Raw genomic sequence first — 22,025 nt, 5'->3', positions numbered from 1 at the left:
CCCTCCTCACTGCCTGATCAACGTCACGATTTGGTCCGCTGCTTCTTCGACGCGGTACGCCCCCACATCGACCGGATACCCCTGGTCCCGCAGCCGGTAGAGGATGTCGACGCTCTCCGGCGTTCCGATCCGATGGGCGCGCAGAATCTCCTGGCTGCCGAAGATGTCGCGCGGGGTGCCCTCGCAGACGGCCCGCCCGTCGGCCATGACGTAGACGCGGTCGGCCAGCCGGGCCACTTCTTCCATGTTGTGGGAGACGAAGATCACCGTCAGGCCTTCCTCCCGGTTCAGCCGGCGAATCCGCTCCAACAACTCGCTGCGCGAACGGGGGTCAAGTCCGGCCGTCGGTTCGTCCAGCACCAGCACCTTGGGCGCAAGCGCCAGCACGCCGGCCAGGGCCACCTTCCGCTTTTGGCCGCCGCTGAGCGCAAACGTCGGCCTGTCTTTCATCTCCTGAAACGACAGCCCGACCAGCTCCATGGCCCACTGCACGCGGCGCCGCACCTCTTCCAGCGGCAGCCCCATCTTGAACGGGCCGTACGCCACGTCGTCGCCCACCAACTTCTCGAAAATCTGGTCTTCCGGGTTTTGAAACACGAGGCCCACCTGACGCCTGAGCGCCTTCACGTCCAGCTTCGGATGAGAGACGTCCAGCCCGTTGACGATGACGGTGCCGGACTGGGGACGGATCAAGCCGTTCAAGTGCTGAATCAGGGTCGACTTGCCCGACCCGGTGTGGCCGATAATGGCGATGCACTCGCCCGCTGCCACCTGCATGGTCACGTCGGTGAGAGCGCGGTGCTCCAGCGGAGTGTTCTGCATGTACACGTGAGACAGATTGCGCACCTCGATGATCGGCTGACTCATGATCCGCTCGCCTCCGCCCGTTTGATCGTGAGCCTGTTCACTTCCGCCACCACTTCCTCGTTGTGAATCAGCGCGGGAGAAAAGGCCGGCACTTCCCGGTGGACCCATGCGGCAATCCGGCTGGCGTCCGGAACGTCCAAGTGGAGCTCCCGCAGCCGCTCGTGCTGGGCGAACACGTCCCGCGGGGTGCCCTCCAGTGCGATCCGGCCGCCTTCCATCACGATCACCCGGTCCGCTGCCGCTGCTTCCGACATGTGGTGCGTCACGTTCACGATCGTCATGCCTTCGCGATGCAGCCTGCGGACGACAGCGAGAATCTCCTGCCGTCCGCAGCTGTCCAGCATGCTGGTGGCTTCGTCCATCACCAGGCACCGCGGTTTCATCGCCAGGACGCCGGCGATGGCGATCCGCTGCTTCTGTCCGCCCGACAGATGGTGCGGCGGCCGGTGGCGAAACGCGCTCATCCCGACGGCCTCCAGGGCAAAATCGACCCGCTGTTTCATTTCCTCCGGCGGCACGCCGATGTTTTCCAGCCCAAAGGCGACGTCCTCCTCCACGATGGTGGCGACGATCTGGTTGTCGGGATGTTGAAAGACCATGCCGACCTGGCTGCGGATCTCGTGCATCCGCTTCTTGTCCCGGGTGTTGATGCCGTTCACCCAGACGTCGCCTTCCCGCGGCGTCAAAATGCCGTTGAGGTGCTTGGAGATCGTCGATTTTCCCGAGCCGTTGTGGCCGATAATGGCCAGATGTTCGCCCGGGTACACCTCAAGGGAGACGCCGTGCAGGACGGGAATGTGCTGTTCCTGGTTCACCTGATAGGAAAACGAGACGTTTTCCACGCGAATGAGCGGCTCGTTTGTCATGCGTTCCCCTCGCTTTGCGCTTAAATTCCCCGCCCGCCGTCCACGTTGACGATCTCGCCGGTCACCATCCGGGACAAGTCGCTGCACAGATAGAGCGCGGCGTGGGCGATGTCGTCCGGCTGGATCAGGCTGCCGAGCGGGACGCTGCTTACAAAGATCTCCTGCGTGTCCCTGGAGATTTTCTCCGCATCCCCGCTCATGAATTTGCGCAGCATCGGCGTCTCCGCCGGACCGGGGTTGATGCCGTTCACGCGAATCTTGTAGGGAGCCAGTTCGATCGCCAGCGCCTTGGTCAGCATGATCGCCGCTCCCTTCGAGGCGCAGTACGCGTTTAGTCCCGGGCGGGCGCGGATGCCGGCGATCGAACAGATGTTGAGGATCGCGCCGCTTCCCTGCTGTTTCATGACGGGAACGGCGTACCTGGCCGTCAGGTAGATGGACTTGACATTGACATCCATGATCCGCTGCCACTGTTCTTCCGACACCTCCTCGACCGGGGTAAAGGCCATCGGCACCCCGGCGCAGTTGACGACGGTGTCAACGGTGCCGAAGCGTTGGACCGTCTGCTCCACCGCCGCCTTCACATCGGCGTCGACGGCCACGTTGGCCGGGACCGCCCAAGCGTCGGAACCGCACGCTTCGGCTGTCGCCCGAGCGGCTTCCTCGTTCCAATCGACGACGGCCACCCGCGCCCCCTCCCGCGCAAACTGGCGGCAAATCGCTTTTCCCATGCCGGAACCGCCGCCTGTGACGATAACCGCCTTGTCTCTCAACATCATCGGCGCTCTCCCCCTACTGTTTCAGATTCATCACGACCATGCGCAGGTCGGTCATCTCTTCGATCGCGTAGCGCGGCCCTTCCTTGCCCAGTCCGCTGTTCTTGATGCCGCCGTAGGGCATCACGTCATTGCGGTACGTGGACACGTCGTTGATGATCACGCCGCCGTACTCCAGCACCCGCGCCGCCCGCATGGCGATGTTCAGGTCGTTGGTGAAAATGCCTGCCTGCAGGCCGTAGCTGGACGCGTTGGCGATGGCAAAGGCCTCCTCGATGGTGCGGTAGGGGATGATCGTGACGACCGGGGCGAACACCTCCAGGCAGTTTACCTTCATCGCCGGGGTGGTCCGCGTCAGCACCGTCGGATGGAACACGGCTCCGTCCCGCCTGCCTCCGCAAAGCAGCTCCGCCCCCTGCGCGACGGCTTCCCGCACCCAGCTTTCCGCCCGGATCGCTTCCGCTTCGCTGATCATCGGCCCGACGTCCGTCTCCGGGTCTTCCGGATCGCCCACGCGCAGTTGACGCACCTCTTTCAGGTACGCCTCCGTAAACACCTCGGCGACGCTCTCGGCCACGAGGATCCGCTGCACGGCGATGCAGGCCTGCCCCGCGTTGTGAAAGCTGCGCTGGGCGATCAGCCGAGCCGCCAGGTCGAGGTCGGCGTCTTCGTGGACGATGTTGGGGGAGTTGTTGCCCAGCTCCAGCGCCACGGGACGCAGGCCGCTGCGCTGCTTGATGGCGGCGCCCACCTCTGCCGAGCCGGTAAAGGTGTACATGGCGATGCGGGGATCGTCCAGCAGCCAGTCTCCCACCTGGCTGCCGGAGCCGGTGACGATGTTGACGTGCCCTTTCGGCAGGCCGGCCTGTTCCAGCAGTTCCACCAGCAGGAAGGACGCGATCGGCGTGGCGGTCGCCGGTTTCAGCACCACCGTGTTGCCCGCGGCGATGGCGGGTGCCACCTTGTGCGTGCTTAGGAGAAGCGGGTAGTTGAACGGCGTGATCGCACCGATCACCCCTTTGGGCACGCGAATGGCAAAGCCGAGCCGGTTTTCCGCTCCCGGCGTGGCCGCGAGGGGCACCATCTCGCCGGCGATCCGCTTCGCTTCTTCGGACGAGAGACGAAGCGTGTTGATGACCCGGTCCATCTCGCCTCGGGCGTCTTTTCGCGTCTTGCCCACTTCCCTGACCAGCGACAGCTCCAGCTCCTCCCGCCGCTTCTCGGCGATCCGGCTGGCCTCCAGCAGGATGTCTGAGCGCTGGCTCGGCGTCAGGGCGCTTCGGCGGAACGTCTCCAGCGCGCGCGTGACGGCATCTTCCACGTGCTGCCGTTTCGCCTTGGCGATCGTGGCGATGACCTCGCCCGTATACTTGTGGGTGACGGGGATGCGCTCGTCCGTCTCCACCCATTCACCGTCGATGTACAATCGGTAGTGATGCACCTGTGCCTGTGTCCCTTCCATACGTCATCCTCCCCTGCGGTAAAGTTGTTCGCGAATGGCCTCCCCCATCTCCCGCGTGGTGGCGGTCCCGCCGATATCCGGCGTGCGGACGCGCCGCTCCGTCAGGACGTCTTCGATGCTGTCCAGCACCAGCCTGCCCAGTTCACGCTCGCCCAGGTGATCCAGCATCATGCTCACGCTCCAGATGGTCGCAATCGGATTGGCGATGCCTGTGCCCGCGATGTCGGGCGCCGATCCGTGAATCGGTTCAAACATCGAAGGGTAGTCCTTTTCCGGATTGATGTTGCCGGACGGGGCCAATCCCAGCCCGCCGACGATGGCCGCGCCCAGATCGGTCAGGATGTCGCCGAACAGGTTGCTGGCGACGACGACGTCAAACGTTTCCGGGCGGCTGACAAAGTAGGCGGACAGCGCGTCAATGTGCGTCAGGCGGGTCTCGATCTCCGGGTATTCCCCGCTCACTTCCTTGACGATTTCGTCCCAAAACGGCATGGAGTGGTTGATGCCATTTGACTTCGTCGCTGCGGTCAGGCGCCGCTTGCCGGTTTCTTTCGCCAGGCGGTAGGCGTAGCGCACGATCCGCTCCACGCCGTAGCGGGTGAAGACGTTGTTCTGCACCGCCAGTTCGTACGGCGTGCCCGTATGCAGGCGGCCGCCCATGTTGGAGTACTCGCCTTCCGTGTTTTCCCGCACGACGACAAAGTCGAGATCGGCGTGCCCCTTGTAGCGCAGCGGACTCTCCAGCCCGCGCAGCAGCTTGATCGGCCGGAGATTGACGTACTGCTGAAACGCCCGCCGGATCGGCAGGATCAGCTCCCAGACGGAGATGTGATCGGGTACGCCGGGATCGCCGATCGCTCCGAGCAGGATGACGTCAAACTGCCGCAGGGTCGTCAGGCCGTCCTCCGGCATCATCCGCCCGTGCTCCCGGTAATATCGGCAGTTCCAGGGAAAGGACGACGTCTCAAAGGCAAGTCCGCCGTGGATCTCGGCGGCCGCCTGCAGCAGGGCCAATCCCTCCGCCATCACCTCCGGTCCGATACCGTCACCGGCTATGACCGCGACCGCGTAATGGTTCATCGTGGCTCCTCCTTTGCAATGAGGATGCCTTTTCACTCCTGCAAATGTCATACCAAGTCAGTATATTCTTAATTTTCTGTCGTATCGTGGCGTGAAAAAACGTCTCGTTGCAAAACGTGCAGCATTTGTTGCAATCCATGCAGCATGTGTTCACCGGCGCGTCCCGCCGTCTCCGAACTTTTTCAGCTTTCGCCACAGGGTGGTCCTGTCCATGCCGAGTAACTTCGCCGCCTCCACCCGATTTCCCTTCGTCTCTTCCAAAACTTTCCGGATCAGCATTTCTTCGTCAGACGCTCCCGACTGCGGCCCGCTGCGGGCACGCTGCATTTTCCTGACAAAATAATCTGCATCGGACGCGTCCAGGCGGTCGGATTGGCACAGCAGCACCATTCGCTCCACCACGTTGCGCAGTTCCCGCACGTTGCCGGGCCAGTCGTGCCGCTGCAGCAGGGCAAAGATCGCCGGATCCACGTCCCTGATCCGTTTGTCTCCCCGCTCGCCCACCTCGTGAATGATCGACCAGACCAGGTCGGGGATGTCCTCTTTCCGTTCCCGCAGGGGAGGCAGTTCCAGCGTCAGCACGTTCAGCCGGTAGTAGAGATCGGAGCGAAACTGGCCGGATGCGATCTGCTGCTCCAGATCGCGGTTGGTGGCGGCGATGATCCGCACGTCGACGGGCACGATGCGCTCTCCTCCGATTCGTCTCACCTTTTTCTCCTGCAGCACGCGAAGCAAGAGCGCCTGGATCGGCAGCGACAGTTCCCCGATTTCGTCCAGGAACAAGGTGCCGCCGTGGGCCAGTTCGAACAGCCCGGGCTTGCCTCCCCTGCGCGCTCCGGTGAACGCCCCGTCCTCGTAGCCGAACAGCTCGCTTTCCAGGAGGTTGCCGGGCAGAGCGGCGCAGTTGACGGCGATGAAGGGGCCGGCCGCCCGTTGGCTGCCCAGGTGGATACCCTGCGCAAACAGCTCCTTTCCCGTCCCGGTCTCGCCCGTGATCAACACGGTCGCCTCCGTCTTCCCGAAGGTGGCCGCCCACGCTTTGGCCTCGCGGATCGCCGCCGAGCGGCCGACGATGTCTTCCAGCCGGTATTTGGCCTCCAGGCCGCTCTCCATGCAGTGCTTGCGGATGCGCATCTCCATTTTTTGAATGTCGGTGATCTCCTTGAACGTGGAGACGGCTCCCACGATCTCGCCGTCCACGACGATCGGCAGGCGGTTGATGATGATCTGCCTGTTGAGCACGGTGGCGATGTCGCCGATCTCCTTTTTGCCGGTCGCCAGGATGCGCAGCATGTCGGAATTCGGAATGTAGCGGGTGATCTTCTCTCCGACGATGTCGGCGGGGAGGCCGAGGATTTCGATCGCGTTCTTGTTCACCCAGATGACGGTGGAATCCCGGTCGACGGCGATGATGCCGTCATGCGACGCGTCCAAAATGGCCTGGATGTGGATGCTGCTGTTCACTTCGCCGAATCCCCCTCCTGCGCCCGTTCCACCAGGGCGTTTGCTTCTGCGGGCGGTTTTCGCACCGTCCGCCGTTTGGTCCTGCGCTTCTTCTTCCTCAGGGACACCAGCGCCGCCAGCATCAAGCCCAGCGTGGCCAACTGAATCGGCTGCACCATCTCGGGGACCACCCACCCGCTCATCCCGAGCAGATGGAAGAGCACAGCCACGTACAGCAGAATAGCGGCCAGATTGTGCGCATTCAATTCCCGTCTCTCCTTTTTCCCGCACGAGCGGGTTTATTTCGTACCGGTGCAAAAAACTCCCGTGAAGCGTCCCAGGCTTCACAGGAGTTTTGCGGACGGCCGACAGCTTCCCGTCAGATCGGGCGAAGGGCGACGCGGTCCATCCCGGACAGCCGCTCCACCATCTCCACCCACGCCTGCGGCTTTTGCGGCAGGACGGCGTAGTAGCGGGTGAGGAAGGTGACGATCAGATCGGCTTCCAGGCTGTCCTGGTCCTCGTCGGTTGGCAGGAAGCACAGGTCGAGACCGGTGACGGCCTCGCCGTCATTTTGCCAGGAAGGATGGACGTACGGGAAGTCAATCCGCTTGTACCCGAGATGGGACAGCACTTCCCGCCGCACGAACGGGTCCATCGGCTTGATCCCGCCAAACACGTGATCCTCGACGCGATACGGATCGTAAATCTCCGCGAACATGCCGTACAACTGCTTGCCGTTGGCCGCGGCGAGGGCGTTCAGGTCTTTTTGCCGTTCACGCGCGAGAAAACGTCCGATGCCGAGCCCCTCCCGGCCGATAATCGTAAAGTCGGTCATGGCCACGTTCAGGTCTGCGTAGTAGCGGTACTCGGTCGCTCCCACGACCTCTCCTTCGTGGACGGCCACAAACACGCGGATGCCCGGGTCTTCCAGCGGTTCCTTCCACAAGTCGAACGCCAGCACCTCTTCCGGCGGGAACACCTCCTGCATCAGGCGGTGCATACGGGCAAACAAGGGATCGTCAATGCTTTGAATGCGAATGTACTGCACGGAACAATTCCTCCTAGCCAATGGTTCATGGGCGCGCTTCCGTCTCGTGGTGGAAAAAGGGGTTTTTCCACTCCATCAGCGCGGCGTAATTGCGCGATTCTTCGTCTTCCAGGTAGTTGGCCACCACTTTCAGGGGCGTACGGCCGCAGCGCATCAGAAACGTCACGACCGGGTCCTTCAATTCCCCCGCCACCACCTTTTCCAGGTACGCTTCCGCCGTCATCTGGTCGGCGTACCGGCCGTAGCCGGGCATGCGGCCGCCGCCCAACAGGCGCTTCAGCCCCTTGTGGACGACCAGTTCGTACATCGCCTGCATCATCCATTTGCCCAGCCCCAGCTTGCGGTGGGACGGACGGATGCAGATGTCCACGATGTACAGGGTGTCGCCGTTGGGATCGTGGTTGCGAATGTAGCCGCTGTCGGTCACTTCCTCCCAGGTGTGGTCCGGGTGGGCCGGGTCAAACGTGACCAGCAGGCCGGTGATGGAGCCGGCAAGCACGCCGTCCACCTCGACGCAGACGGCTCCTTCGGGAAACAGCGTGACGTGGTTGGTCAACTGCTCTTCGTTCCACCACAGTTCCGAGGGAAACGGCGGCGGAAAGCTCTCCTGCTGGATCCGGATCAGCTCGGCAAAGTCGTCCCGCGTGTAATTGCGGATGACCGCCTTTACCGGCTTGTCCTGATCAAAGACGTACAGCTCTTTGCGGTACATGGCTCTCCCTCCCCGCTTTACTTCCAATCGGGATACAGGTCGATGCGGCGGTCGCGCCAGGTGGTGACGGAGCCTTTTTCCCGCACGTCGTACAGGAGCTGCAGATCCAGGTCGGCGGTGACGATCATGTCGTGGTTGATCTCCCCTTCGGCCAGGACGCCGCGCGGCGGGAACGGCACGTCGTTGGGCGTCAGCACGGCCGCCTGACCGAAGTTGGCCCGCATGAAATCGACCGTGGGCAGCGAGCCGACGGTGCCGGTTACGACGACGTACACCTGGTTTTCAATGGTGCGGGCGTGGCTGGTGTAGCGGACGCGGTGGAACGCGTGCCGATCGTCGGTGCACGACGGGCAGAAGATGACGTCTGCGCCGCGCGCCTTGGCCATCCGCACCAGTTCGGGAAACTCGATGTCGTAGCAGATGATCATGGCGATTTTCCCTTTGTCCGTCTCGAAAATCTCCAGGCCGTCTCCTGCGCCCATGTTCCACCCCTTGATTTCCCACGGGGTGATGTGGACCTTTTTCTGACGGCCGACACGTCCGTCCGGGTAAAAGAGGAAGGCCGTGTTGTAGAGCCGGCCGTTTTCTTCAATAATGTGGGTGCCGCCGATGATGTGCATGCCGTGCCGGGCGGCCAGCGTGGAGAACAGGTTGACGTAGTCCTCCGTAAAAGATGGCAGGGCGGTAATGGGCAGCGCGCTGCCTTTGCCGTCGCCGATCGACATCAGTTGGGTGGTGAACAGCTCCGGAAACAGCAGGAACTCCGTTTCGTACTCCTCCGCCGTTTTCACGTAGTGCTCCACCTGGCGGGCAAATTCGTCAAAGCTTTGTATGGTATGCAGGTGATACTGCACCGCGGAAACGCGCATCTTCATGTAGACGACTTCCTCCTTGTGAAATTCATGATAGCTAAACTATAGCAAAAAAGCGGGCCAAAGTCTTCCTGTAGCTGCACTTTTCGCTGCGGGAATCCAGAACACGGCTCACGGCCGTCTGTACCGGGACAGACGGCCGTGCAGACAAATGGTGATTGGCTCTGATGGTGGAAGAACTGCTTTTTTACCGAAACCCATGACAGCCGGCGATCGCTGCCGCCTACCCCAGCGCGGCCACCCGCGAGGCGGTGCGGTACAACAGTTCGGTGCCGAGCGCGATGTCTTCGGGGGAGGCATACTCCTGCGGGTTGTGGCTGATGCCGTCCTTGCAGCGGACGAAAATCATCCCGTACTCGCAGGCGTAGGAGAGCGCCAGGGCGTCGTGGAACGGGCCGCTCATCAGCTCGGGCGGCGTGAGGCCCATCCGTCCGCTCTCCTCCCGCATCACTGCCTTGATCCACTCGGCGCAGTAGCGCGGCTCGCTGTTCGTGTCCTCGGTGATCGTGTACGTGAGTCCGCCTTCGACCGCGGCCCGTTCGATCGCCTCGCGCAGTTCCGCCTCCCGCCGGTTTCGCCGGTCGAGGTCGATGTCGCGCAGGTCGATGCTGAACCGGACCCGCTCCGGGATGATGTTGCGCGAGTCGGGGAAGACCTCCAGATGGCCGACCGTTCCGACCGTGGGGGCGTTCGGGTCCTGACCGGCAATCTCGTTGAGGGCGGCAATCACCTTGGCGGCCCCCAAAAGAGCGTCGCGCCGCATCGTCATCGGCACGGAGCCGGCGTGACCGGCAAAGCCGGCAAATTCTACGGTCCACCAGAGCGGTCCGGAGATGCCGGTGACGATGCCGACGGGCTGCCCCGCCTGGTCCAGCACCGGTCCCTGTTCAATGTGCAGTTCCAGATACGCCCCGATCGACCCGGCCGGATAGACAGAGTCGGCAAGCCGCTCCGGGTCACAGCCAAAGTCGATCAAGGCCTGTCTGCGCGAGATGCCGTTTTTGTCCGTACGTTCCAACTCTTCGGGCTCCAACTGCCCGAGGATGCCGCGAGAGCCGAACAGCCCCTTTTGAAACCGGCAGCCTTCTTCATCGCAAAACGCGACCACCTCAACCGGCCGATCCGGCCGAAAGCCGGTCTCGATCATCGTCTGCACCGCCTCCAGCCCGCCGAGCACGCCGATCGTGCCGTCAAAACGGCCGCCGTACGGCTGGGAGTCGATGTGCGAGCCGATCATCAGCACCGGCGCATCCGGCTGTCTTCCCTCCAGCCGCCCGATCAGATTGCCGAAGTGGTCGATCCACGTCGTGAGTCCCGCCTCTTCCATCCAGCGTTTGACCAGTTCCACGCCCGCCCGGTCCTCGGGGGACAGCGCCAGTCGGCACACCCCCGTCTCCCCGATTTTCCCGATCCGCGCCAATGCGTCAATTCGCTGCTGCAGCCGTTCGCGGTTGATCGCAAGCGATCCTGCCTCGGTATTCATCCCTTCATGACCTCCCTGCCCTGTTTTTGGTAGACGATCTCCCCGTTGATCATGGTGAGCTCCACATGCAGGTCCTTGATCCGCTCCGGCGCCGCGTCGAGAATCCGTCCGTTCAAGACGACCAGATCGGCCAGTTTGCCCGCTTCGATGCTGCCTTTGATGTCCTCTTCAAAGCTGGCGTAGGCGCCGTTTACGGTGAACAGGCGGATCGCCTCCATCACCCCGATCCGCTGACGGTCCCCCACGACCCGGCCGCTTTTGCTCCTGCGGTTGACGGCGGCGTGGATGCCCAACAGCGGCGAAAAATCCGTCACCGGGCAGTCCGACGCCCCTGCCGACACGATGCCGCTTTGGAAAAAGTCGCCGACGGGATACATGTGGCCGGCCCGATCGCCGATGCTCCGGACGTAGCCGTCGCCGTACTCGTAGAGAAAGGCGGGATTGGGAATCGGCACGACGCCGAGACGGGCCATCCGCTCGACCAGGTCGGGGGCGGAGACGCCGGCGTGCTCGATGCGGTGGCGGTGGTTGTCCCGCGGATGTTTGCGCAGCGCGTCCTCGATGCAGTCGAGCAGCATGTCGATGGCCCGGTCCCCCTGCGCGTGGGCGGTAATCTGGAACCCTTTTGCATGCGCTTCTCCCAAAATCGTATGCAGCTCGTCCCGGTTGTAGTAGAGGATTCCGCAGTCGCCGGGACGGCTGTCGTACGGCTGCCGCATCGCCATCGTCGCTGCGATGCTGGCTCCGTCCGCGAACACTTTGGCCGGGCCGATCCGAAAGCGCTCGTCTCCCAGCCCTGTCACGACACCCGCCTCCATCATGCGGCGGACGAAGGCGTCTGACTCGTTCAGCGCGCAGATCATCGCGTAGATCCGCACTTTGACGTCGCCGCCCCGCACCGCTTTCTGCATCGCCCGCAGGTTGTCCGGCCCGTATCCGCCCGCGTCGTGCACACTGGTGATGCCCGCCGCCACAAAGTCGTCCGAAGCCAGGCGCAGGGCTCTCCGGTACTCTTCCTCGCTGAATGCTGCCGTTTCAAACATCTTCATGTGCGCCGTCTCCACCAAAAGTCCCGTCAGCGCCCCCGTCTCGTCCCGGTCAAGCCGTCCCCCCTGCGGATCGGGCGTGCGTTCGTCAAACCCGGCCAAGGCGAGCGCCCGGCTGTTGACGACGGAGTGATGGGCGCAGGTCCGCATCACGAAAATGGGATGTTCCGTCGACACCTCGTCCAGTTCCCGCCTGGTGGGGTAACGCCGTTCCTTCATCCGGTTTTCGTCAAATCCGGAGGCGCGCACCCACGCTCCCGCCGGCGTCCGCTCCGCCTGCCGCTTCAACGCCTCCAGCAGGCCGTCCACCGAGTCGATGCCCGCCGCCTTGCAGTCCACCCCCAATTTGTTTGTGCCGTAGAGTGTGATGTGCAGGTGGGCGTCGATAAAACCCGGCAGGAGGCTCCTGCCTTCCAGATCGATCACGCGCGTGCCCTCGTGCACGTGGCGGCGCATCTCTTCGTTTCCGCCCACGGCGGCGATCCGGTTTCCGCTCACCGCCACCGCTTCCGCCACGCGGTTTTGCGGGTCTGCCGTCACTACCTGTCCGTTCAGAAAAACGATGTCAGCCATGTCGTGTCCTCCCCTTTCCTGCTCCTAGATTGTCGGCGACTTTTCCGCCGCCGCGGCACGGGTCCCGGACGCTGTCAGCCGGGCGGTCAGGACATGGACCGCCCCCATCACCGCCACGTTGATGAGCAGGGCAATCACACCCACGTTGATGTCCTTGATGAAGGCGGGCAGCGCGGGAAACAGGGTGCCTATCGTCACCTCGGCCACCGTCACGTAGACAACCGTCAGCACGCCGCAGGCAATGCCCGCGAACGCCCCGTACTTGTTGACCAGCGGACGTGCGGGCAGACTGAACAGCAGCGCCGGAAACAACTGCGTCACCAGGCTGTATCCCATCAACAGCAGCGTGACCAGCGCCTCTCCCCCGCTCAGCGTGTAATACAGGCAGATCAGTGAGAGTACGGGCACCAGCCCTTTGGCGATGCGGCCGATCCGCTCTTCCGAGGACGCCGGCACAAACACGTGGATGACGTTCTTGGCCAGCAGGGTGGCTGCCGTCATCAGCAGCATCGACCCGGGCACCAGTGCCGTGAGCAAACCGGCCGCGCCGATCAGTCCCACCACCCAGGGGTCAAAGGTCCGCATCGACAGCCGCAAAAGCGACAGGTCGCCCTCCGCTCCCTGCAGTCCGGGAACCTGCAGGATCGCGGTGAATCCGACGAAGAAGACGAACAGCAGCATCAGGGTATAGAGCGGCAGCACGACCGTGTTTTTGCGAAACACCTTTTCATTTTTGGCGGAAAACACGGAGCCGAACGTATGCGGCCACATGTAAAACCCGAACACGGTCAAGAGCACGGTGGAGACAAACCAGGAGATGCTCATCCCTTCGGCCGGGAAAATCAAGAAGCCCGGCTTGGCCGCATCCACCGCTTCAAACATCGGCTGAATCCCGCCGTAGTAGTGATAGGGCAGAAACAGGCCGAGGAAGACGACCACGAAGAAGATCATGATGTCCTTGATCACGGCCGTCCAGGCGGAGCCGTGAATGCCGGAGATCATGACGTAGATGGTCACCGCCAGCACGCCGATCCAGACGGCGGCCGTCGGGGCAATCATCCCGTACGAGGCCTCCGACACGATAATCCCCAACCCTTTGAACTGCAGCACCAGGTACGGAATGATCGCCAGCACGCCGACCGTGGAGACGAGGATGCCGAGCACCGGACTGTTGTACTTGCTGACGAAAAAATCGGATTGGGAAACCAATCTGTGCTCCTTGGCGTACCGCCAGATGGGCGGCAGCAGCCAGTAGGACAGCACGTACGCAAGCGAAATGTACGCCAGCACGTAGTAGGCGGGGGCGCCTTTCGAGTACGCCCAGCCGCTGCCGCCCAGAAACGTGAATGTGGTGTAGATCTCGCCGGCAACGAGCAGGAAGATGAAGACCGATCCAAAGCCGCGGCCGCCTACCGTCCACTGCTCCATGTTCATGTCTTTTCCTCTCTGGGCGCGGATGCCGAGGTAAAGCGAGAGGGCGAGAAACAGAAAGAGGATGACGAGTGCCGGATTCACAGTTTCTCCCCCTTCCCGTCGGATTGGTCCAGCTTGTTGACGGCCAACATGATGAGCGAGGTCAGCACCACCCACATGACAATCCAAAACAGCACAAAAGGCATGCCCAACACGTACGGCTCCACCCGGTTGACAAACGCCACCCCGCCCAGCATCCCGATAAACGGCAGCGCGCCCAGCGCGTGTTTGACCTTCATCCTCATCCCCCTTTTGGTATGCGGTTTGTCCCATTGCCGGCCGGCTTTTCGGACTTGTATGCTACTATTATCGAAAGATTCACTCTTTTCCTTTGTCCCGTCAGCCAGAAAGAACCGGCGCTTTTTGTCCGCGGGACCAACGGATGAACGACACATGCACGTATGGGGAGGGGTCAGATGATTACTGTGCGTGAATTGATCGAGGTGGCCGGCATGGACACCACTGCTGTGCTGGCCGGGGAAGCGTTTCTGGACAAGGAACTGCGCGGGGTCACGTCGTTTGATTCGCCCGACGGCCACCGCTGGCTACGCCCGGGAGAATTTGTCCTGACGACCGGTTTTCCGTTTGTCGCCCAGGGGCGGGAAACCGCGTCCGGCTTGATCCAGTTGATCGACGCCCTGGCGGAACGGGGAACGACCGGGTTTGCCATCAAGCTGGGCCGGTACGTCGACGCGCTCCCGGAAGCGGTGATCGCCCGTGCCATCGACAGGCAGATGCCGGTGCTTTCGTTTCCCATGGAAAAGGGCTGGTCGGACGTGATCGTGCCGGTCACCAGCTACATCAACGCCAAACAGCGGCAGGAACTGGACCGGACCCACGCGATCTACGAACGGTTTCACCGCCATCTCACCAGCGGCGGCGGCGTGGAAAATCTGGCCGAACTGCTGCATCGCGTCCTGGAGCGGCCGGTCAGCATCTACCTGCGCACCCCTCGCAAAAGGCTGGACGTACCCGCCACCGTCACCCACGCGCCGCCGCTGGAAAAGCTGCTCGGCCGGACAGGCCCGAATGTGCCCACCCGTGAGCCCCTCACGCGTTACCGGGATCGTCACCTGATCCGCTGGCTTCTGCACCACGGCGAAACACAGGGGGCCATCCTGCTGTGGGAGGTGGAACGTGACCTCCACCCGTGGGAAAAGGTGGCGATTGAACAGACGGCCGCGCTGCTCTCGCTGGAAATCGAGCGGCATCAGACGGTCGCGGCGGCCTGCCAGCGGTTTCGCAACGACTTCCTGCACCTGCTGGTCGCCGGCTGTGACGGTTCGCGCGACCTCCTCTACCGCAAAGCGGAAGAAGCCGGCTGGAGCCTGGCGGACCACTATGCGGCCGCTGTGCTGAGCGACGCCGGCGCTCCCGACATCATGCACACCTGGAAGGAGCGGGCCGCTCTATTAGAGGCGCTGCGGAGCGAGTGGGAACACATCTCCCCGTCCGTCCTCTGCGGCCTGGACCGTGAGAACCGGATCCTGCTCCTGTTCCCCGCCGACGCAGGGGCGGCGGAGCCATCCCCCGAGGCGGTGGAGAGCGTTAAGCGCATCTCCCGCCGTCATACGCGCCCGCTCTGTTTGGGCATCGGCCGCCTCCATCCCGGCTTGGAGGCCGTCCCGCACAGTTACCGGGAAGCGGTGATCGCGTGCCGGGCCGCCCTGAACGCCGTCCCGACCGCCCCCGCCGGCGGCCAATCGGCGCCGTTGGTCGTGCGATGGTTTGCCCGGCTGGGTCTGGAACGGGTGCTGTTCGCAGCGAGCCCCGAACAGGAAGCCAGTCGCCTGGCCGATGAATACCTGGACAGTCTGAGCCGCTACGACCGGGAGCGGAACGGGCAGCTCGTTCGCACCCTGCGCGCGTTTTTGGAGGCCGACGGCAATCACGCGGCGGCGGCGGAAAAACTGTTCGTGCACAAAAACACCGTCAAGTACCGGCTGCAGTTGATCCGCGAGCTGACCGGCCTGCAGCCGGAGTGCGGCCGGGACCAGCTTCTGTTTCGCATCGCGCTGACCGTGCGCAGCGCCGGGTGAGCCCTCCTTCCGCCGACCGGCGGACGCGAAAAGCCCCCGCTCCTCACAGGGAAGAGCCGGGGGCCTTCGGGGAAAACGATCCGGCCTTACGCGTAATGTTCTTCGCGCAGCCGCTTGATCTCTTCGCTTTCCAGGTATTCGTCGTAGGTCATCAGCTTGTCGATGACGCCTTTCGGTGTGATTTCGATGATGCGGTTGGCGATCGTCTGCACGAATTGGTGGTCGTGGGAGACGAACAGGATCGTGCCTTCGAAGTCGATCAGCCCGTTGTTCAGTGCCGTGATCGACTCCAGGTCCAGGTGGTTGGTCGGTTCGTCCAGAATCAGCACGTTGGCGCCGGAGAGCATCATTTTCGCCAGCATGCAGCGCACCTTTTCGCCCCCGGAGAGGACGTTTGCCTTTTTTAGCGACTCGTCGCCGGAGAAGAGCATCCGGCCGAGATAGCTGCGGATAAACGTCTCGTCCTGCTCCTTGGAAAACTGGCGCAGCCAGTCGACGAGGGTGAGGTCGGTGTTGAAATACTCGGAGTTGTCTTTCGGGAAATACGCCCGGGACGTGGTGACCCCCCACTCAAACGTGCCGCTGTCCGGCTCGACTTCGCCCATCAGGATGCGGAACAGCGTGGTTTTGGCCAGCTCGTTGGGGCCAACAAAGGCCACTTTCTCCCCTTTGTTGATCGTAAGCGTCAGGTTCTCAAACAGCTTTTCGCCGTCGACCGTCTTGCTCAAGCCCTCGATCGCCAGCAGGTTCTTGCCCGCTTCCCGATCCGGTTTGAAGTTGATGAACGGATAGCGGCGGTTGGACGGTTTGATGTCCTCCAGCGTGATTTTCTCCAGCAGCTTCTTGCGGGAGGTCGCCTGCTTCGACTTGGAGGCATTGGCGCTGAACCGGGCGATGAACTCCTGCAGTTCCTTGATTTTTTCTTCCTTCTTCTTGTTCTGTTCTTTGGCCATCTTCAGGGCCAGTTGGCTGGATTCGTACCAGAAATCGTAGTTGCCCACGTAGAGCTGGATTTTGCCGTAGTCGATGTCGGCGATGTGCGTGCACACCTTGTTCAGGAAGTGACGGTCGTGGGAGACGACGATGACCGTGTTTTCGTAGTCGGCCAGGAAGTTTTCCAGCCAGCGGATCGACTCGATGTCCAGGTGGTTGGTCGGCTCGTCGAGCAGCAGGATGTGCGGGTTGCCAAACAGCGCCTGGGCGAGCAGCACGCGCACTTTTTCGTTACCGGTCAGGTCCTTCATCTTCTTGTCGTGCAGCTCGGCCGGGATGCCCAGCCCGGTGAGCAGTTCGGCGGCGTCGGCTTCGGCCATCCAGCCGTTCAGCTCCTCGAACTCCGCTTCCAGTTGGGACGCGCGCAGGCCGTCCTCCTCGCTGAAGTCCGGCTTCATGTAGAGCGCGTTTTTCTCCTCCATGATCTCGTAGAGGCGCTTGTGGCCCATGATGACGGTTTTCAGCACCTCGTACTCGTCGAACTCGAAGTGGTTCTGCTTCAGCACGGCGATCCGTTCGCCGGGCGTCACCGAAACGTGTCCGCTGGTCGGCTCGATTTCTCCGGCGAGGATTTTCAAAAACGTGGACTTCCCGGCGCCGTTTGCGCCGATCAGGCCGTAGCAGTTGCCGGGCGTAAACTTGATGGAGACGTCTTCAAACAGGACGCGTTTGCCGTAACGCAGCGTCACGTTATGTGTACTAATCATCGCAATACCTGCCTTTTTCCAATCGTTCAAACATTTATCATAGCAGAGTCGGCTCCGTTTTGCAAAAAAACGGGTCGGGCGGGCAGCGTCGTCGGCTGTAGCCGGCATGAAGGCGGACGCCTGATGGTGGGCGGCGTTGTCGTCTTTCGCCGGCATGGACGGCGGACGCCTGCGGACGGCGGCGCGTCCCTTTCCCCTCTGATAGAAGAACGGCGCCGCGGGCACACTACAGATGCAGACCATGCCAATCGCGGAAAGGGGTGGAAGCACATGTCCAAGCATAACGGCGTCAAAAACGAGAGGGGCGGCAAGGAAAATCCGCCGCAGACCCGGTCCTCCAACACGATCAGTAAAGAAGAAACGCGCTCCAAGCAGCACGGGGAATAGCTGTCGCAAAAAACCGGTCCGCACGCGGCAGACCGGTTTTTTCCTTGTTCATTCCCTATCCGTTTGCCCGGAGAGCCAGAGCGGAGGCAGCCGGCAATGCCGCCTGGACAAACCGGTTCTCCGGCTCCACGTATACGTACACGTTGCGCAGCGTGGCGTACAGGGTGTCACCCGTCTGGACGTTCAGCTCGGCAAAATGCTGCAGGCTCACTTCCGCTTCCAGCGTCTCCTGGGTATCCAGCCGTTTCAGCTCCAGCCGCATGAGCGACCCCAGCGCGTAGATGTGCCGCACCTCGGCCGCCAGGCTCTGCGCGTGCTGCGGCGTCCGGCTGAGCTCCACATCGTGCGGACGGACGTAGCCGACGGCTGGCAGTTCCTCCGTCTGATCCGCCCACTCCGCCGCAAACTCCGCATCCCCCAGGGTCACTTTGCCGCCGCGGATGCGCCCCTGAAACAGGTTGACCCTGCCCAGGAAACCGTAGACGAACGGATTGGCCGGCCGGTGGTACACCTCCTGCGGCGATCCGGTCTGCTCCACCCGCCCTTCGTTCATCACCACCACGCTGTCGGCCAGCTCCAGCGCCTCTTCCTGATCGTGGGTGACAAACACAATCGTCAGCTTCAGTTTTTCGTGCAGGCGGCGAAGCCAGCGGCGCAGTTCCTGCCGCACTTTGGCGTCCAGCGCCCCAAACGGTTCGTCCAGCAGGAGAAACTTCGGCTCGACGGCCAACGCCCGGGCCAGCGCGACCCGCTGCCGCTGCCCGCCGGAAAGCTGGGACGGATAGCGGTGGGCCAATCCGTCAAGCTGAACCAGTTTTAACAGGTCGTGAACCCGTTCGCGTATCTCTTCTTTCGTCGGCCGCACCTTGCGCGGGCGGACGGTCAGCCCGAACGCGACGTTGTCAAAAATGGTCATGTGCCGAAACAGCGCGTAATGCTGGAAGACAAACCCGACACGCCGCTCTCTCACGTCGCGATGCGTGTTGTCTTCCCCGTTGAAGTAGATCTGCCCCCGGTCCGGCGACTCCAGGCCGGCGATCAGCCTGAGCAGCGTCGTCTTGCCCGAGCCGGACGGCCCCAGCAGGGCGACCAGCTTTCCCTCGGGAATCTCCAGGCTGACGTCGTTGACGGCCGTAAACGACCCGTACGATTTGGTGATGTTGACCACTTGTATGCTCATCAGCTAGCCTCTCCCATCGCATGAAACTGAGGTTCCCCCGCCTGCTCGTGCCGCTCCGTCTTCCATTCGATGACGCTTTTGACCACCAGCGTCACCAGCGCCAGGGCGGCCAGCAGCGTGGCCACGGCAAACGCGGCGACAAAGTTGTACTCGTTGTACAGAATCTCCACGTGCAGAGGCAGGGTGTTGGTCTGGCCGCGTATGTGGCCGGAGACGACGGACACCGCGCCAAACTCCCCCATCGCCCGGGCGTTGCAGAGGATCACCCCGTAGAGCAGGCCCCACTTGACGTTGGGCAGCGTGATGCGGAAAAACGTCTGCCAGCCGTTTGCCCCCAGCGACAGCGCGGCCTCCTCCTCGTCCTTCCCCTGCGCCTCCATGACCGGAATCAGCTCACGGGCGACGAACGGAAAGGTGACAAACGTGGTCGCCAGCACAATGCCCGGCACGGCGAAGATGATTTTCAGATTGTGCGCCTCCAGCCAGGGGCCGAACAGCCCCTGACTGCCGAACAGCAGCACGAAAATCAGTCCGGAAATGACCGGCGAGACGGCAAACGGCAGGTCGATCAGCGTCAGCAGCACGTTTTTTCCGCGAAAGGAAAACTTGGCGATGGCCCACGCGGCTGCCAGCCCGAACACGACGTTGAGCGGGACGCTGATCGCCGCCGTCAGCAGGGTGAGCTTGACGGCGGCGAGCGTATTCGGATCGCTCACCGCTTGAAGAAACACGTCCACCCCCTGACGGAATGCTTGGGAAAAGACCGCGATCAAGGGAACAATCAGGAACAATCCCAAAAAGACGAGGGCCAAGCCGATCAACAGCCAGCGCACAACAACAGGTTCCGTCTGATTGGTCACAGGTTATCCCTCCGATCGGGCGGCGTTCAATTTATTCGTCTTCCACTGCAGGTAATTGATGACCAAAAGCATCACAAAGGAGGCGACCAGCATGACGGAGGCGATGGCCGTTGCCCCCGTGTAGTCGAACTGCTCCAGCTTGGTCATGATCAAAAGCGGTACGATCTCGGTCTTCAGCGGCATGTTTCCGGAAATGAACACGACAGAGCCGTATTCGCCCAGGGCTCGCGCAAACGCCAGAGCGAATCCCGTGACCACCGCCGGAAGCAGATGAGGCAAGATCACGCGGGTGAACGTCTGCCACCGCGTCGCTCCCAGCGTCGCCGCCGCTTCTTCCACTTGTCTGTCCCAGTCCTGCAGGACCGGCTGGACGGTTCGGACGACGAACGGCAGTCCGATAAACGTCAGCGCCACGAAAATGCCCAGCGGCGTATAGGCGATTTTGATCCCCCAGACGGCAAACCACTGGCCGATCCAGCCGTTTTCCGCATAAATGGAAGCCAGCGCGATCCCCGCCACGGCGGTGGGCAGGGCGAACGGCAGGTCGACGATCCCGTCAATCACCCGCTTCCCCGGGAACTGGTACCGCGCCAGCACCCAGGCCACGAGCACGCCAAACACCGCATTCAGGCACGCCGCGAAAAAGGAGGTCAGGAAACTGACCTGAAACGACGCAATCACCCGCCGATTCAGCACCGTGTCGATAAACTGTTCCCACGTCATGCTGGAGGTCTTCAGGAACAGGACGGAGAGCGGGATCAGCACCAGCAGGCTGAGGTAAATCACGGTATAGCCCATGGTCAGGCCAAATCCGGGCAGTATCCATTTGGCTCGCTTACGTTTGTTCATGGATGGCACTCCCTACCGCAAAATCAAGGTTGGTAAATCTGGTCAAACACGCCTCCGTCCGCGAAATGGATCTTCTGGGCTTTCTCCCAGCCGCCGAACACCTCGTCGATGGTGAACAGCTCGATGTCGGGAAACTCCGCTTGATGCGCCTTTCTCACTTCTTCGGAACGGGGACGGTAGTAATGTTTGGCGGCCAGCTCCTGCCCCTCTTTGCTGTACAGGAACTGGAGATACGCTTCGGCAACCGGCCGCGTGTTGTGCTTGTCGACGTTTTTGTCTACGACCGCGACAGGCGGCTCCGCCAGAATGCTGACGGACGGGTTGACGATTTCAAATTTGTCCTTGCCCAGCTCGTTGATCGCCAGATAGGCTTCGTTTTCCCAGGCAAGCAGCACGTCGCCGATGCCCCGTTCCACGAAGGTGGTGGTGGCGCCGCGGGCGCCGGAGTCGAGCACCGGCACGTTTTTCAGCAGGGCGGTGACAAATTCCTGGGCTTTCTTCTCGTCGCCGTTGTGTTTCTTCAGCGCGTATCCCCAGGCGGCGAGGTAATTCCAACGGGCGCCGCCCGATGTTTTGGGATTGGGGGTGATAACGGAGATGCCCGGCTTCACCAGATCGTCCCAATCCTTGATTTGTTTCGGGTTTCCTTTGCGCACCAGGAAGACGATCGTGGACGTGTACGGCGAGCTGTTGTCCGGCAGGCGCTTCTGCCAGTCGGCGGGCAGCAGGCCGTATTGGGCGATGGCGTCGATGTCATAGGCCAGGGCCAGCGTCACGACGTCCGCCTCCAGTCCGTCGATGACGGAGCGGGACTGCTTCCCCGATCCCCCGTGGGACTGCTTGATGGTGACGGTCTGCCCCGTTTTCGTTTTCCAGTACTGGGCAAAGTGCTCGTTGACGTCCTGATACAATTCACGGGTCGGGTCGTAGGAGACGTTGAGAAGCTCGACACTCGAACCTGCTGCGGCAGCCTGCTCACCGCCCGGTTTGGCCTGCTCTCCGCCCGACTGCGTCTGTTGTCCGCCCGGCGATCCGGCGCAGCCGGCCAGACTGAACGCCAGGACGATCGGCAGCAGTTTGGTGTAAAACGGTTGACGAACATGTTTCGTACGTTCCATGCCAGTTTCTCCCCCAGAAAAGTCATAGTAATGTAATCGGAATTATATGTATTGTATTTCCCCTATTTTCTCCCTGTCAACACTTTTTTCCCCATTACCCAGGCTGGCGCCCGGTAACGTCAATCTACCCTATGCGGCCGGCATGGGCAGCGTTCGTCTCGGCACGCAAAAAAACGGCGCCCTTGGCT

20 protein-coding genes are annotated in these 22,025 nt (G+C 62.3%); 1 reads left to right on the top strand and 19 read right to left on the bottom strand.

Annotated features, from left to right (window positions below; translation table 11 throughout):
• Positions 1-6 precede the first annotated feature (6 nt).
• The 14 genes from M516_RS0114050 to M516_RS0113985 form a co-directional block, all read right to left on the bottom strand.
• Positions 7-867 carry an energy-coupling factor transporter ATPase gene (locus M516_RS0114050; protein ID WP_029099705.1) on the bottom strand — a complete coding sequence of 287 codons (861 nt, stop codon included), beginning with the start codon at positions 865-867 and terminating at the stop codon, positions 7-9.
• Positions 864-1,733, bottom strand: a complete 870-nt coding sequence (locus M516_RS0114045) for an energy-coupling factor transporter ATPase (protein WP_029099704.1) — start codon at positions 1,731-1,733, stop codon at positions 864-866. The genes M516_RS0114050 and M516_RS0114045 overlap by 4 nt, the downstream gene beginning before the upstream one ends.
• A gap of 20 nt (positions 1,734-1,753) precedes the next feature.
• Complete coding sequence (locus tag M516_RS0114040; RefSeq protein WP_029099703.1) at positions 1,754-2,512, bottom strand: SDR family oxidoreductase; 759 nt, start codon at positions 2,510-2,512, stop codon at positions 1,754-1,756.
• Positions 2,513-2,525: 13 nt separating this feature from the next.
• Positions 2,526-3,971 carry an aldehyde dehydrogenase family protein gene (locus M516_RS0114035; protein WP_035289732.1) on the bottom strand — a complete coding sequence of 482 codons (1,446 nt, stop codon included), beginning with the start codon at positions 3,969-3,971 and terminating at the stop codon, positions 2,526-2,528.
• A gap of 3 nt (positions 3,972-3,974) precedes the next feature.
• A complete protein-coding gene (locus M516_RS0114030; RefSeq protein ID WP_029099701.1) occupies positions 3,975-5,051 on the bottom strand; it encodes a tartrate dehydrogenase in 1,077 nt (358 codons plus the stop codon).
• A gap of 150 nt (positions 5,052-5,201) precedes the next feature.
• Positions 5,202-6,515 carry a sigma-54 interaction domain-containing protein gene (locus tag M516_RS0114025; RefSeq protein WP_029099700.1) on the bottom strand — a complete coding sequence of 438 codons (1,314 nt, stop codon included), beginning with the start codon at positions 6,513-6,515 and terminating at the stop codon, positions 5,202-5,204.
• On the bottom strand, positions 6,512-6,760 hold the full coding sequence (locus M516_RS0114020) for a hypothetical protein (protein WP_029099699.1): 249 nt from the start codon (positions 6,758-6,760) through the stop codon (positions 6,512-6,514). The genes M516_RS0114025 and M516_RS0114020 overlap by 4 nt, the downstream gene beginning before the upstream one ends.
• A gap of 113 nt (positions 6,761-6,873) precedes the next feature.
• Entirely contained in the window at positions 6,874-7,545 is a 672-nt protein-coding gene (locus M516_RS0114015) for a hypothetical protein (RefSeq protein ID WP_029099698.1), read from the bottom strand.
• A 25-nt stretch (positions 7,546-7,570) separates the two neighbouring features.
• The gene (locus M516_RS0114010) at positions 7,571-8,257 is read right to left on the bottom strand and encodes a GNAT family N-acetyltransferase (protein WP_029099697.1); all 687 of its coding nucleotides are present in this window, start codon (positions 8,255-8,257) and stop codon (positions 7,571-7,573) included.
• A gap of 17 nt (positions 8,258-8,274) precedes the next feature.
• Positions 8,275-9,132, bottom strand: coding sequence for a carbon-nitrogen hydrolase family protein (locus M516_RS0114005; RefSeq protein ID WP_029099696.1), 858 nt, complete (start codon positions 9,130-9,132; stop codon positions 8,275-8,277).
• Between the two features lie 220 nt (positions 9,133-9,352).
• Positions 9,353-10,612 carry a M20 family metallo-hydrolase gene (locus M516_RS0114000; protein WP_029099695.1) on the bottom strand — a complete coding sequence of 420 codons (1,260 nt, stop codon included), beginning with the start codon at positions 10,610-10,612 and terminating at the stop codon, positions 9,353-9,355.
• Positions 10,609-12,231, bottom strand: a complete 1,623-nt coding sequence (locus M516_RS0113995; protein ID WP_029099694.1) for an amidohydrolase — start codon at positions 12,229-12,231, stop codon at positions 10,609-10,611. Before M516_RS0113995 ends, M516_RS0114000 begins: the two co-directional genes overlap by 4 nt.
• A 24-nt stretch (positions 12,232-12,255) precedes the next feature.
• Entirely contained in the window at positions 12,256-13,746 is a 1,491-nt protein-coding gene (locus tag M516_RS0113990) for a sodium:solute symporter family protein (protein ID WP_029099693.1), read from the bottom strand.
• Entirely contained in the window at positions 13,743-13,943 is a 201-nt protein-coding gene (locus tag M516_RS0113985) for a DUF3311 domain-containing protein (protein ID WP_029099692.1), read from the bottom strand. Before M516_RS0113985 ends, M516_RS0113990 begins: the two co-directional genes overlap by 4 nt.
• A gap of 177 nt (positions 13,944-14,120) precedes the next feature.
• Here M516_RS0113985 and M516_RS0113980 point away from each other — a divergent pair, with 177 nt between their 5' ends.
• Positions 14,121-15,743: a PucR family transcriptional regulator gene (locus M516_RS0113980; protein ID WP_029099691.1), complete on the top strand. Its 1,623-nt coding sequence runs from the start codon at positions 14,121-14,123 to the stop codon at positions 15,741-15,743.
• 86 nt (positions 15,744-15,829) lie between these two features.
• Here the strand turns inward: M516_RS0113980 and M516_RS0113975 are convergent, their stop codons facing one another.
• The 5 genes from M516_RS0113975 to M516_RS0113950 form a co-directional block, all read right to left on the bottom strand.
• A complete protein-coding gene (locus M516_RS0113975; protein WP_029099690.1) occupies positions 15,830-17,443 on the bottom strand; it encodes an ABC-F family ATP-binding cassette domain-containing protein in 1,614 nt (537 codons plus the stop codon).
• Positions 17,444-17,885: 442 nt separating this feature from the next.
• Positions 17,886-19,010, bottom strand: coding sequence for a sulfate/molybdate ABC transporter ATP-binding protein (locus M516_RS0113965; protein ID WP_029099689.1), 1,125 nt, complete (start codon positions 19,008-19,010; stop codon positions 17,886-17,888).
• Complete coding sequence (cysW, locus tag M516_RS0113960) at positions 19,010-19,870, bottom strand: sulfate ABC transporter permease subunit CysW (RefSeq protein WP_029099688.1); 861 nt, start codon at positions 19,868-19,870, stop codon at positions 19,010-19,012. Before cysW ends, M516_RS0113965 begins: the two co-directional genes overlap by 1 nt.
• 3 nt (positions 19,871-19,873) lie before the next feature.
• Positions 19,874-20,719 carry a sulfate ABC transporter permease subunit CysT gene (gene cysT, locus M516_RS0113955; RefSeq protein WP_029099687.1) on the bottom strand — a complete coding sequence of 282 codons (846 nt, stop codon included), beginning with the start codon at positions 20,717-20,719 and terminating at the stop codon, positions 19,874-19,876.
• Between the two features lie 23 nt (positions 20,720-20,742).
• Positions 20,743-21,837 carry a sulfate ABC transporter substrate-binding protein gene (locus M516_RS0113950; RefSeq protein WP_029099686.1) on the bottom strand — a complete coding sequence of 365 codons (1,095 nt, stop codon included), beginning with the start codon at positions 21,835-21,837 and terminating at the stop codon, positions 20,743-20,745.
• Positions 21,838-22,025: the final 188 nt, after the last annotated feature.

It is taken from the genome of Brevibacillus thermoruber 423 (assembly GCF_000454065.1).
GTDB classification, from domain to species: Bacteria; Bacillota; Bacilli; order Brevibacillales; family Brevibacillaceae; genus Brevibacillus; species Brevibacillus thermoruber.
The sequence above is the reverse complement of the archived record's forward strand: the minus strand, read 5'-3'. Positions and strand labels throughout refer to the sequence as shown.

Excerpts from the sequence above, each read along its gene's own strand:
- M516_RS0113985 (WP_029099692.1), bottom strand. The coding sequence starts at position 13,943 with ATGAAGGTCAAACACGCGCTGGGCGCGCTGCCGTTTATCGGGATGCTG.
- M516_RS0114030 (WP_029099701.1), bottom strand. The coding sequence starts at position 5,051 with ATGAACCATTACGCGGTCGCGGTCATAGCCGGTGACGGTATCGGACCG.
- M516_RS0113975 (WP_029099690.1), bottom strand. The coding sequence starts at position 17,443 with ATGATTAGTACACATAACGTGACGCTGCGTTACGGCAAACGCGTCCTG.
- M516_RS0114040 (WP_029099703.1), bottom strand. The coding sequence starts at position 2,512 with ATGATGTTGAGAGACAAGGCGGTTATCGTCACAGGCGGCGGTTCCGGC.
- M516_RS0113980 (WP_029099691.1), top strand. The coding sequence starts at position 14,121 with ATGATTACTGTGCGTGAATTGATCGAGGTGGCCGGCATGGACACCACT.
- M516_RS0114050 (WP_029099705.1), bottom strand. The coding sequence starts at position 867 with ATGAGTCAGCCGATCATCGAGGTGCGCAATCTGTCTCACGTGTACATG.
- M516_RS0114000 (WP_029099695.1), bottom strand. The coding sequence starts at position 10,612 with ATGAATACCGAGGCAGGATCGCTTGCGATCAACCGCGAACGGCTGCAG.
- M516_RS0113965 (WP_029099689.1), bottom strand. The coding sequence starts at position 19,010 with ATGAGCATACAAGTGGTCAACATCACCAAATCGTACGGGTCGTTTACG.
- M516_RS0114010 (WP_029099697.1), bottom strand. The coding sequence starts at position 8,257 with ATGTACCGCAAAGAGCTGTACGTCTTTGATCAGGACAAGCCGGTAAAG.
- M516_RS0113995 (WP_029099694.1), bottom strand. The coding sequence starts at position 12,231 with ATGGCTGACATCGTTTTTCTGAACGGACAGGTAGTGACGGCAGACCCG.
- M516_RS0114045 (WP_029099704.1), bottom strand. The coding sequence starts at position 1,733 with ATGACAAACGAGCCGCTCATTCGCGTGGAAAACGTCTCGTTTTCCTAT.
- M516_RS0114005 (WP_029099696.1), bottom strand. The coding sequence starts at position 9,132 with ATGAAGATGCGCGTTTCCGCGGTGCAGTATCACCTGCATACCATACAA.
- M516_RS0114035 (WP_035289732.1), bottom strand. The coding sequence starts at position 3,971 with ATGGAAGGGACACAGGCACAGGTGCATCACTACCGATTGTACATCGAC.
- cysT (WP_029099687.1), bottom strand. The coding sequence starts at position 20,719 with ATGAACAAACGTAAGCGAGCCAAATGGATACTGCCCGGATTTGGCCTG.
- M516_RS0113950 (WP_029099686.1), bottom strand. The coding sequence starts at position 21,837 with ATGGAACGTACGAAACATGTTCGTCAACCGTTTTACACCAAACTGCTG.